General features: G+C 26.9%; 10 protein-coding genes. 7 read left to right on the top strand and 3 right to left on the bottom strand.

Annotation, left to right across the window (positions count from 1 at the left end; all coding sequences use genetic code 11):
• The first annotated feature begins 57 nt into the window (after positions 1 to 57).
• The 5 genes from BN8917_RS09705 (at position 58) to rpsD (ending at position 4,354) form a co-directional block, all read left to right on the top strand.
• Positions 58 to 504 (top strand): NfeD family protein, encoded by a 447-nt coding sequence (locus tag BN8917_RS09705; RefSeq protein WP_084748579.1) that lies wholly within the window; start codon positions 58 to 60, stop codon positions 502 to 504.
• 11 nt (positions 505 to 515) lie between these two features.
• Entirely contained in the window at positions 516 to 1,451 is a 936-nt protein-coding gene (locus BN8917_RS09700) for an SPFH domain-containing protein (RefSeq protein ID WP_066873887.1), read from the top strand.
• A 125-nt stretch (positions 1,452 to 1,576) separates the two neighbouring features.
• Complete coding sequence (locus BN8917_RS09695) at positions 1,577 to 1,957, top strand: PDDEXK family nuclease (protein ID WP_066873885.1); 381 nt, start codon at positions 1,577 to 1,579, stop codon at positions 1,955 to 1,957.
• A 108-nt stretch (positions 1,958 to 2,065) separates the two neighbouring features.
• Entirely contained in the window at positions 2,066 to 3,550 is a 1,485-nt protein-coding gene (locus BN8917_RS09690) for a phosphohexomutase domain-containing protein (protein ID WP_066873882.1), read from the top strand.
• Positions 3,551 to 3,763: 213 nt separating this feature from the next.
• Entirely contained in the window at positions 3,764 to 4,354 is a 591-nt protein-coding gene (gene rpsD, locus BN8917_RS09685) for a 30S ribosomal protein S4 (RefSeq protein WP_066873880.1), read from the top strand.
• Positions 4,355 to 4,478: 124 nt separating this feature from the next.
• Here rpsD and BN8917_RS09680 read toward each other — a convergent pair whose 3' ends face one another.
• The gene (locus BN8917_RS09680; RefSeq protein WP_407641393.1) at positions 4,479 to 6,020 is read right to left on the bottom strand and encodes a GTP pyrophosphokinase; all 1,542 of its coding nucleotides are present in this window, start codon (positions 6,018 to 6,020) and stop codon (positions 4,479 to 4,481) included.
• Between the two features lie 203 nt (positions 6,021 to 6,223).
• Here BN8917_RS09680 and clpB point away from each other — a divergent pair, with 203 nt between their 5' ends.
• Together clpB and BN8917_RS09670 are read left to right on the top strand one after the other, a co-directional pair.
• A complete protein-coding gene (clpB, locus tag BN8917_RS09675; RefSeq protein WP_066873876.1) occupies positions 6,224 to 8,821 on the top strand; it encodes an ATP-dependent chaperone ClpB in 2,598 nt (865 codons plus the stop codon).
• A 233-nt stretch (positions 8,822 to 9,054) separates the two neighbouring features.
• On the top strand, positions 9,055 to 11,049 hold the full coding sequence (locus BN8917_RS09670; protein ID WP_066873874.1) for an LTA synthase family protein: 1,995 nt from the start codon (positions 9,055 to 9,057) through the stop codon (positions 11,047 to 11,049).
• A 33-nt stretch (positions 11,050 to 11,082) separates the two neighbouring features.
• On the opposite strand, the gene BN8917_RS09665 is transcribed toward BN8917_RS09670, so the two are convergent.
• A complete protein-coding gene (locus BN8917_RS09665; RefSeq protein ID WP_066873872.1) occupies positions 11,083 to 12,051 on the bottom strand; it encodes a P1 family peptidase in 969 nt (322 codons plus the stop codon).
• A gap of 73 nt (positions 12,052 to 12,124) precedes the next feature.
• On the bottom strand, positions 12,125 to 12,877 hold the full coding sequence (locus BN8917_RS09660) for an ECF transporter S component (RefSeq protein ID WP_066873870.1): 753 nt from the start codon (positions 12,875 to 12,877) through the stop codon (positions 12,125 to 12,127).
• Between the last annotated feature and the right edge of the window lie 78 nt (positions 12,878 to 12,955).

Below are 12,955 nucleotides of genomic sequence, written 5' to 3'. Positions count from 1 at the left end.
TTTATAAATTTATTAATATATATTTATGCTTTTTAAGTAAGAAAAAGAGGTGAGACTTTGTCTATTATATGGAGTATTATACTTGTGTTATCAGTGCTATCTAGCTTTATGATTGCTGATATTTTATTTTTGGGTATATCAATAGCAGCATTATTTTCAATAATTTTAGAGTTTTTAAAATTTTCTGTAGAAGTTCAAATTATTATTTTTGGTTTAATAACAACTTTAGTAATTGTTATTTTTTATATTAAGTATAAAAAGAATAGTAATGAAAATAAAGCAGAGTTTAAAAATCTTGAACAGAAATATATAGGTATAAGATTTATATTAGAGAATGATGTAAGTGGAGAAAACTTAATTGCATTTAAGGGTTCATATTGGACTTTTAAGAATATAGCTAAGGAATTAAAAGTAGGAGATGAAGTTGAGGTAGTCGGGATTGAAGGTAATAAATTATTAATAGATAAATCAAATAATAAGACAGAAATACTAACAAAAGAATAGGAGATAGTGCTATGACAATAGTATTAGCAATAGTAATAATCATTATAATATTACTTCTAGCCTGGTCAATAAAAATAGTTAACACAGGATATGTAGTAGTTTTAGAAAGATTTGGACAATATCATAAGATATTAGAACCAGGTTGGCATTTTATAGTTCCGTTTATAGATCATATACGAAGAAGAATATCTGTTAAACAACAAATTTTAGATATAGATCCTCAGACAGTTATTACAAAAGATAATGTAAATATACAAATTGATAATGTTATATTTTATAAAGTTATTAATGCACAAGAGGCGGTCTATAATATAGAAAATTATAGATCAGGTATAGCATATTCAACAACTACAAATATGAGAAATATAGTTGGGAATATGACTTTAGATGAAGTTCTTTCAGGAAGAGATAAAATAAATATGGAGCTTTTGAGAATAGTTGATCAAGTTACAGATGCTTATGGAGTAAAAATATTAACTGTTGAAATTAAAAATATAATCCCTCCAAAAGAAATTCAAGAAGCTATGGAAAAGCAAATGAAGGCAGAAAGAGATAAAAGAGCTATAATATTACAAGCAGAAGGAACAAAGCAAAGTGATATAGCTAAAGCTGAAGGAGAGAAAACTGCTAAAATTTTATCAGCAGAGGCTGAAAAAGAAGCTAATATTAGAAGAGCTGAAGGTCTTAAAGAATCTCAATTATTAGAGGCTGAAGGTAAGGCAAAAGCGATAGAAGAAATTGCAAAGGCTGAAGCAGCAGCTATAGAGATTGTAAATAAGGCTATTTTAGAATCAGGAACTGATGAAAGAGTAATAGCATTAAAACAAGTAGAAGCTTTAAAAGAAATGGCTAAGGGCCCTTCTAATAAATTAATTTTACCTAATGAAACTTTATCAAGTCTTGGTAGTATAGCAGCTATTGCTGAAATGCTTAAAAATAAAGAATAAGGAATATATATAATAAAAAACTATCTCGTATGAGGTAGTTTTTTTATTTTATATATTTTTTAGAAATAAGTAATTTTAAAGATGCATAGCATAATATAGTGAAAGAAAAAATATTGGAGGCTATTATGAATAAGATAAAACAGGCTATATTTAGAAAGAGTTTTAAAATTGTAGTTTTAAAGGATTTAAGTGGTGAATGTGTTATAAAATTTGATATTCCTTTTAAGTTAAAAGAAGAGCATAGAGAGTATTATTATTTAATAGATGAAATACCAGACATGATAAATGGAATTAATAAAATTGATTTAAATGAGGAAGACTTAATTGTAAATATTTCATATGATAATAAAAAAATAAATTTAGAATATATTTTAAAGATTTTAGATGAAGCTAAAGAATTTATTATAGAGGAGTGGGATTATATAAAAGAAAATAATGAGGATAATTTAGAACAACTTATAAATGAGCTTAAGATTAAATTTAGGAATAGAATATCTAAGTATTAAAATATATGATATATATTTGACTTATAATTAAATTAAAATTTAAGAGATAATAATTATACAATATTTTTAACATAAGATAATTTCTTTGAGAAAACTAGGAGTGATAAGATGAATACTTTAAAGGAACTACAAAGTGGTACAGATATTAGAGGAATAGCTATGGAAAATAAAGAATTTGAACTTACACTTACAGAAGAGGTGGTAAGTAGGATAGCTATAGGTTTTGCACTGTTTTTAAAAGAAAAAAAGTTAGGTGAAAAAATAACTATTGCCATTGGTAAGGATTCAAGATTATCAGGAGATTTATTAAAGTCAGCAGCTATAAATACTTTAATAGATACAGGAGTGGATGTTATTGATTGTAATATGGCAACTACTCCAGCAATGTTTATGTCAACAATAATGGATGGATATAAAGTAGATGGAGCTATAATGATAACAGCAAGTCATTTACCTTTTTATTATAATGGAATGAAGTTTTTCACAAAAGATGGTGGAGTTGAAAAAGAGGAGTTAAATAAAATTATAGATTTTACTACTAATGAAGAGTTAAGTAATACTCAAAAAGGTAAGATTATAGTTAAAGATTTGGTAAGTGATTATAGTAAGATTATTGTTAATAATATAAGGGTTAAAACAGGGAGCGAGACTCCTTTAAAGAATTTAAAGATATTAGTTGATGCTGGAAATGGAGCAGGTGGATTTTTTGTAAATAAAGTATTAGAAGTTTTAGGGGCTGATACTAGTGGAAGTCAATTTTTAAATCCAGATGGAAATTTCCCTAATCATATACCTAATCCAGAAGATAAACAAGCTATACTATCAATAAGTAATGCAGTAGTTAAAAATAATGCTGATTTAGGAGTTATTTTTGATACAGATGTAGATAGAGCAGCTATAGTAGATAAAGATGGAAGAGCTATAAATAAAAATACTTTAATAGCTTTAATTTCTGCTATTCTTTTAGAAGAAAATCCAGGTACAACAGTAGTTACTGATTCTATTACTTCTGAAGGATTAAAAAAATTTATAGAAGGATTAGGTGGAAAGCATCATAGATTTAAACGTGGATATAAAAATGTTATAAATGAGGCTAAAAGATTAAATTCTTTAGGTGAAGAGGTAGATATAGCAATAGAAACTTCAGGACATGCTGCTTTAAAAGAAAATTATTTTTTAGATGATGGAGCTTATTTAGTAGCAAAAATATTAATAAAACTTGCTATTCTTAAGAGAAAAGGCAAAGAATTAAATTCAATAATAAGTAATTTTAGAGAAAGTAGTGAGCAGTTAGAATTTAGATTAAATATAGATGCAAAAAATTTTAAAGGGTATGGTGAAAATATTTTAAGTGAAATTAAATTAAAAATAAAAAATGATAAAGAATTAAATATTGCAGAGCCAAATTATGAAGGTGTAAAGGCGTATATAAATAATTCTAAATCATGGTTTTTAATTAGAATCTCACTACATGAGCCTATTTTAGCTATTAATATTGAATCTGAATATTTAAATGGAAGTAAAGAAATCATTGATAAAATAAGATATTTACTTAAAGATTTTAAAAACATTAATTTAGGAAATTTAAATTAAATTTAAGATATACAATTAAATTTGATAAAAAAATACAGTTTATATAGTAAAATAATAATTAAAAATAATATTTTCTAAGTATTTTTAAGAAAAACGGAGTAAAAAATATTCTAATCGATATAATTTGACATATACCATGTTTTTTGAGGGTTTTAAGGATTAAAAAAACATGATATAGTATACACATAATAAACAAATTATTTGGAGGTAATTATGGCAAAAATGATGGGACCTCGTTTCAAAATGTGTAGAAGACTAGGACTTAACGTTACTGGTCATCCAAAAGCAATGGAACGAGCTTTAAAAGGAACAAGCAGAGCTGATAAGAAATTATCAGACTATGGTACTCAATTATTAGAAAAGCAAAGATTAAGAGCTTACTATGGGGTTATGGAAAAGCAATTCAGAAGATACGTTGAAGAAGCTTTCCACAGTAGAATTCAACCAGGTGACATGTTATTAAGAATCTTAGAATCAAGATTAGATAACATGGTTTACAGAATGGGATTCGCAAACTCAATAAGACAAGCAAGACAAATGGTTAATCATGGACATTTCTTAGTAAATGGATCAAAGGTAGATATACCTTCATACAGATTACAACCAGGAGATGAAGTTGTTTTAAGAGAAAAATCAAGAAAAACAGAAATGTTTGCAGACAACTTCGCTAACAACTTAAACACAGTTCCATACGTTGAAAAGAACGTAGAAGAATTCAAGGGTGTTTATGTAAGATTTGCTCAAAGAGAAGAATTACCAATAACAATTAATGAACAATTAATCGTTGAGTTCTACTCAAAATAATAGCATTAAATAGTTCATACCCATACATTGCCAAGATTACATCTCATGTAGTTATGTTAATATACTCAACAGACCTTAGCGTTGCCCCGCTAAGGTCTTCTTCTATATAAAATAAAATTTATTTTTATCTTGGATATATATATTTTAAGAATTTTGTACTTATAACAGCTTTTTCTTTATCTAGTGAATAGATATAGTTTACCCCTTTACTAGTTATTCTTAATTTACTTTTAGAATTTTTTAGATTTTCTGTAAAATCATATGCATAAGGAATACTTATTGAGCAATTAAATATTGAAAGTAATTTTAAATATAAATATTCGGTATAAATTTCTTTATAGAGTTGATAATGCTCAAATGATGGTATCTCATCACAAATAAATTTACAATGTTCATCTAAAACTTCATATATTTCAAGAAGCTTGTCCCTATAAATAAATTCAATAGAATCTACACTTAAGAAAGAATTACATAATGAGGATATAAAATCATTTTTTAATATATCTACTTGTTCCTTATTGAATTTTAAATAAAAATTAAGATAACTTTCTCTATTAGAAAGTATAGTTTCTAAATATCTAACAAAAATTTCAAAATCTTCTGAATGATCTCCAGGTTCTATATCAAATAATATCTTAAAGAATAAGTTCCAGTGGAAATCTTTATTCATAGATTGTAAAAGTTTATTTCCAATTGTATAAGAAAAATCTGAGTTAAAATGTACTGGTCTATTCATTAAAATTGAATTTCTAAAAGATATATCATTATTAAATAATTCATTTAGTCTTACAGAAGTTTTTATAAAGGTATTATAATGATCATGAGCTGTATTACAATTATTTTTACAGAATATATAATCAACTATAATATCACAAGCATTTCTAAAATCAACAGATATACCAAGATCTTGCTTTACTTTTGAAGTATATAAATCAAAAATCATTTTAGATAGTAAATCTTCAAGCCTTTCTTTTTTTATAGCTTGATTACTTGTATTAAATTCATTCATGTGATTATAAATAGTTAAGAGTTGATTATCTATCATTGATAGATTACTCTTTATAGAATTTAGTATATTTTTATAAAATTTATCTCCAAGGATCATATTATAGTTTTTGTATATAACCTTATGTTCTATTTCACTCCAAAATAGATTAACCATTGATTTTATTTGAAGTTCAAAGTTAAATTTATGGTTTTCTGTTTGAATATATGCATCTATTCTATATAACAAAAACCCATTCTTTTGACTTAAAGGTTGTTCTTCTCTTAAATCTAATAAAATATTTGGTTCTTGTGGACAATAACTATAGCCATCTTTATTTATATGTGAAAAAGCTGATTTGAGGTATTTAAAAATATCCTCTTCATCTTCTATAAATCTACATTCTATTCTTACTCCTATTAAATCTGATAGGTTTATAAAAAGTTCTTCAGGGGTATTATAAGATAGGTAGTAGTTGTTTCTAATAATTTTTTCTTTTAAGCTAAGAGTAGACTTTACTCTTGTTGAGATATTAAAAAATCCATCACAATTATTCTCAAGTAAAGAAAAGAAAAAATCATCTAATCTATCTGATGCTTTATTTAAATCTTGTTTTAGTGTCTTTAATAAATTAATACTTTCTTTGGTAAAATCAAATACTGTTAATTGCAAAGTAAACACATCCCTATAGAAAAAAATAATTATATTAATATAATAACAAGTTATACTATTAATAACAATATTATGTATAGAATGTGGTGTAATTTGTAATATTTTTTGTTATTACAGATGAAAATTATGAATAGAATAAAATTTTTTTTTGACGAAGGGGAAAAATAGTAGTATTATTAGAGCAATATAATAATAGAAGAGGTGAAGTAATAATGAATGCAGAAAAAATGACTATTAAAGTTCAAGAAAGTTTAAATGAAGCTTATAATACTGCTGTTAGATACAATCATCAACAGGTTGATGTTATTCATTTATTCTCAGCTCTTGTAAATCAAGAGGATGGTTTAATACCTAATATTATTGAAAAAATAGGTGTTAATATTGGAATAATAAAGAATGACACACATATAGCTTTAGAAAAAATGCCTAAGATACTTGGAGAAGCAGCTAAATCAAGTGGAGTTGTTGCAAGTAGAAGAATTAATGAAGTTTTAATAAAGGCAGAAGAATTATCTAAAGAATTTGGTGATTCTTATATTAGTGTAGAACATCTTATGTTATCAATCATGGATATTGATAAAGATGGAGCAGTAGGAAAGATATTAAGTAAAAATAATATAGATAAAAAGAATTTTCTTGAAGTATTACAAGCTGTAAGAGGTAATCAAAGAGTTAATACAAATAATCCAGAAGGAACTTATGACTCACTTGCAAAGTATGCAGTTAACCTAATTGATTTAGCTAAGAAAAATAAGTTAGATCCTATAATAGGAAGAGATGATGAAATCAGAAGAACTGTTAGAATACTTTCAAGAAGAACAAAAAATAATCCAATTTTAGTTGGAGAACCTGGAGTAGGTAAAACTGCTATTGTTGAAGGACTTGCTGAAAGAATAGTTAGGGGAGATGTTCCAGAAGGATTAAAAGATAAAGTTATTTTCTCTTTAGATATGGGAGCTCTTATTGCTGGAGCAAAATATAGAGGGGAATTTGAAGAAAGATTAAAGGCTGTTTTAAAAGAAGTACAAGAAGCAGAAGGAAAAATTATATTATTTATAGATGAAATTCATACAATAGTTGGAGCAGGTAAAACAGAGGGTTCAATGGATGCTGGTAACTTAATTAAGCCTTTACTTGCTAGAGGAGAGCTTCATTGTATAGGAGCTACAACATTTGATGAATATAGAATGTATATAGAAAAAGATAAGGCTTTAGAAAGAAGATTCCAACCAGTTAAAGTAGGAGAACCTAGTGTTGAAGAAACTATTTCTATATTAAGAGGATTAAAAGAAAAATTTGAAATTCATCATGGTATAAGAATTCATGATTCAGCAATAGTAGCTGCTGCAAAACTTTCTGATAGATATATAAAAGATAGATATATGCCAGATAAAGCTATAGATCTTATTGATGAAGCTGGAGCTATGATAAGAAGTGAAATTGACTCACTTCCAACAGAATTAGATACTATTAGAAGAAAATTATTTATGTTAGAAACTGAAAAAGAGGCTTTATCAAAAGAAGAAGATGAAGCATCAATGAAGAGATTAGATGCTTTAGAAGAGGAGCTTGCTAATTTAAAAGAAAAAAATGATACTTTAACAGCAAAATATGAAAAAGAAAAAGAGCATATAACAGAAGTAAGAGAATTAAAGACAGAACTTGAAAATGTTAAAGCTGAAATAGAAAAGGCTGAAAGAGAGTATGATTTAAATAAAGTTGCTGAACTTAAATATGGAAGAGTTCCTGAGCTTTCAAGACTTATAAAAGAAAAAGAAGCAAATATGGATGATCAAAATGGTGAAGCTTTACTTAAAGAAGAAATTACAGAAAATGAAATTTCAGAAATTATTTCAAAATGGACCGGAATACCAGTAGCTAAGTTAGTGGAAGGTGAAAAAGAAAAACTTCTAAGATTAGAACATGAACTAAGAGAAAGAGTTATTGGTCAAGATGAAGCTACAACAGCAGTTGCTAATGCTGTTATAAGAGCAAGAGCGGGACTTAAGGATGAAAATAAACCAATAGGTTCATTTATATTCCTTGGACCAACTGGTGTAGGTAAAACAGAACTTGCTAAAACTTTAGCTAGAAACTTATTTGATAGTGAAGATAATATAATAAGAATAGATATGTCAGAATATATGGAAAAACAAGCGGTATCAAGACTTGTTGGACCACCTCCAGGATATGTTGGATATGAAGAGGGTGGACAATTAACAGAAGCTGTTAGAAGAGCCCCTTATTCAGTTGTCTTATTTGATGAAATAGAAAAGGCACATCCAGATGTGTTTAATATATTCCTTCAAATATTAGATGATGGTAGACTTACTGATAATAAGGGAAAAACAGTAGACTTTAAGAATACTATAATTATAATGACATCTAATATAGGAAGCTCTTATTTACTTGAAAATAAATCAGATGAAATAGAAGAAGAAATCAAAGATTCTGTTATGAATGAAATGAAGTTAAGATTTAAACCTGAATTCTTAAATAGAGTTGATGATATTATAATGTTCAAACCTCTAAATAATGAAGGTATAAAGAAGATAGTTGATATATTTGTTAAGTCTACAGCAAATAGATTAGCTGAAAGAGGAATAAAATTAGAATTAACAGAAGCTGCGAAGGAATTATTAGCAAGAGAAGGATATGACCCAGTTTATGGGGCAAGACCATTAAAGAGATATATAGGTAATGTTTTAGAAACAAAGCTTGCAAAAGAAATTATCTCAGGAAAACTAGCTAATAATGATACAGCTGTTATTGATGTAGAAGATGATCAAATAATTATAAGAGTTAAATAAATTAAGATAAAGGATTGCTTCAAAATAAAATGAAGCAATCTTTTTATTTTGAAAAATGGAAATAATAGATATGATTAATTTGATAAAAAAATGATAAAAATGTGATTTATTTTTATTATTTATTATATTTATATTAACAATTTATATGATTATAATTATTATTTGTAAATTAATGATATAATGATTAAATGATATAACAGTAAAAAATAGAATGGGGGAAGATTTTATTTAAAATGAGAATAAAGAAATCAAAATTTAATCTATCTCGAAATCAACAATCTAAGCAAAAGAAAATACTTAAGCCTATAATATACTGGCTTAGTTTAACATTAATATTTACTATAATTATAGAATTATTACAAAGGGCTTCAATAATAAAAACTATAACATTTATTTTAGGAAGTTTTTCATTATTTTTATTAAATTATTTTATATTTCTATCTGCTACATCTATAGCCTTTTTATTTAAAAAGACTAAATCAGTTTATGCTATAATAGCAGGAATAATAATGATATTCTCTATAGGGGGAGCCGTTATTATGAAATTTAGGGGAAGTCCTTTAACTGCAGCGGATCTTTATTCAATAAAAGATGGACTTTCAATAGCGCAGGAATATCTTAATGTATTTCAAATGATACTTATAGGAATTGTTTTAATAGCACTTATAGTTTTAATAGTATTTTGCTTTAAAAGAGAAAAGAAAAATGAAGGTTTTAGTTACAAACGTAATATAGCTTTAATAATAATTCCAACAATATTATTAACATTCGGAATTTATAAATATAATGATATACAAAAAAAGATTAAGATATATAGATGGGATTTAACAAGTACTTATAGTAATAATGGATTCTTAGTTTCATTTATAAATTCAAGTTTTGAGCTTATACCTCAAAAACCAGAGAGTTATAATGAAGCTAGAATGAATGAGATAAAGGATAAATTAGATTCAGCTACAGCAACAGTTTCAAATACTAAGGTTAAGCCAAATATAATAGTTGTTCAATTAGAATCATTTGTTGATCCTTATAGACTAAAAGGAGTTAAGTTTGAAGAGGACCCTATTCCTAATATAAGAAAATTATCACAACAAGGTCCAAATGGGCTTATAACAGTACCTTCCTTTGGTGGGGGAACAGTTAGAACTGAGTTTGAAGTCTTAACAGGTTACTGTGCCAATAATTTAGGACCAGGGGAAATACCTAATAATACCGTATTGAAAAAGCAATCAGTTGAAAGTTTAGCTTATATTTTAAAGAAACAAGGATATCAAACAACTGCTATACATGATTATTTAGGTAATTTCTATAATAGAGATACAGTATATTCTAACTTTGGTTTTGATAATCTAGTTACTATGGAATATATGGATGATTTAAAATATACTTATAACTATCCATCAGATATGAATAATTTAGCAAGTATAGAACAAGTATTATCAAGAAAAGAACCACAATTTATTTTTAATGTGGCAGTAGAGAGTCATGGACCTTATGATAAATCATATAATGCTAAAAAGTATACAGTAAGTGGTAATATAAGTAATGAAGATAGAAATCAAATACAAGAGTATGTTGATAAAGCTCATGAAGTAGATAAGTATGTAAAAGCTCTTATAGATTATGTTGAAAAATCTGGAGAGCCTACAATAATAGCTATGTATGGAGATCATCTTCCAGCTCTAAGTGTTATAAATAACAAAGATATTTTCCCACAGGATGAGAAATATAAACCAGAGTATTTTATATGGAGTAATATTGGTGTAAAACCAAAAGAACAAGATATATCAGCATATCAATTATCAACTTATATATTAAATCTTGCAGGAATAGATGGAGCTATAATGCCTACATTCCATAAGATGTATTCACAAGATGCAAATTATATGGATTATCTTAAAGATGTTCAATATGATCAGTTATATGGAAAAGATTATTTAGAGGGAACTGATTTATATAAAAAGTCAGATTTACAATTAGGATTAAATCCTATAACTATAACTAAGGCATATATTCAGGGGAAGCAATTAGTAGTAGAAGGAGATAATTTAACAAAGGCAAGTAAAGTAATTGTTGATGGTAAGCAACTTCAAACTACTTATGAAAGTAAAAATAAGATAGTAGCTACAGGTTTTAAGGATAATATAAAAGAAGTAAAAGTTGGACAAGTAGGAATGTATGATAAAGTTCTTAGTGAAACTGAAAAAATAAAAGTAACTAAGCAATAAAAAGGACTGCCTTTATAGGTAGTCCTTTTTATTTTAAGAATTTTTAATTTCAGTATAGGATTTAAAGCCATGAAGTGTATTTGCATTTTTTACTGCTCTTACAACTGCTTCTTCCATAACTTTAGTTGCAAGTGAACCTATAAGACTAATATCATATTCTTTATCTCCATTTGATAAAGAGAATATAGTATCACCATCAAACATAGTATGAGCAGGGAATATAGTTCTAGCAAAAGCATTATGAGTCATAGAAGCTATTTTTTTATTTTCAGCTTTTGTAAGTTTAGCATTACATAGTATAGCTCCTATTGTTGTATTACCTTTAAATGCATTAGATTTAGAATCTATTGATTTAAATATTGCTTCTTCAGTATTTATAAATTTATTATTTTCATCTAGAGCACCAGCTATAATTTCTCCTGTTTTAGGATCTTTTATATCTCCAAGAGCATTAACACCAACAATAGCAGCTATTTTTAAGTCTCCAACTTGAACTGCAAAGCTACCAAATCCTCCTTTCATAGCATTATTAGGTCCAAAGAATTTTCCTACAGTAGCTCCAGTTCCACATCCGATATTGCCGTTTATATTATCTATATATATTTCTGAATTTTTACAAGCTTCTATACCCATATTTTTATCAGGACGAACATCATATCTACCACAAGTTAAATCAAATAATACTGCAGAGCATACTATAGGAACTTTAGTTACAGATACATCAAAGCCGATATTCTTTTTTTCTAAATATTCCATAACTCCACTAGAAGCATCAAGACCAAAGGCTGAACCTCCAGATAAGACTAGAGCATGAATTTCTTGAATCATTTCACTTGGATCTAATAAATCAGTTTCTCTAGTTCCAGGAGCACCACCTCTAACACATACACCAGCACTAGCCCCTTTTTCTGATATTACTACAGTACAGCCAGTTCCAGCTTCTAAATTAGAAGCATGTCCTATTTTAAATCCTTCTATATCTTGTATATTTATTTCTATCAATTTAAAACACCTCATTTTATTTAAATTCTAAAAAGTTCTGCTCTAATTTTTAGAACAGAACTATAAATCTTTATTATTTTCTTATTTTTTTTACTGCTATAATAACAGGAATTGAAATTAGAGCAGATACTATACTTTCAGGTATACCATTACTTATACCAACGGCTAATAGCCCTGTACCAGCAAGACTTGTTGATATATTTAAAGCCTCAGCATATCTATCTAAATAAATAATATATGTTAAACCAAGTACACCAACTGTATTTGTTAATGTTCCAAGTATTGATGCTATTCCTATTGATAATGCTTGTTCTTTTTGTTTATATTTTAATTTAGTTGCTACAAAAACTAAAACTGTAAATAAGATAATAGCAGATATTGATGCTATAGCATAATTAAAGAATGATGATAATGTAGCAAATAATAAAATAGAAACTATTAAAGATGAAATTATAGCTGTAATTTTTATATTTTTCTTACTACCTTTAAATGCAGCAATATAAATATAATAACTAACAATTCCAATTAATATTCTAGGAACTAATGCTATTATAGGGTTTAGAAACATGAAGCTTGTTATAGTTGGAGCAGCTAGAGCTTGATAAATAGAAAATAATCCAAATATCAATCCGACTACAGCACCTACTATAGGGCCTTCAATAATTGCTCCTATAATTACAGGGATTTGCATTATAGTTGCTTTAACTGGTGGTACAGTTATAAAACCTAAACCAGTAAGTCCTAGAAATATAGATATTCCAGATAGCATTGAGATAATTACAAGTTTTCTCGTTTTTATACGAGATTTCGTATGAGTTGTGTTCATTTTCATTCCTCCGTTCTCATTCCTTTTAGGATATAATTCGGTTTAATCTAAAAAAATAGAAAAAAACTTTTAGGTTCG

The organism is Clostridium mediterraneense (assembly GCF_900091705.1).
GTDB lineage: Bacteria > Bacillota > Clostridia > Clostridiales > Clostridiaceae > Sarcina > Sarcina mediterraneense.
The sequence above is the reverse complement of the archived record's forward strand: the minus strand, read 5'-3'. Positions and strand labels throughout refer to the sequence as shown.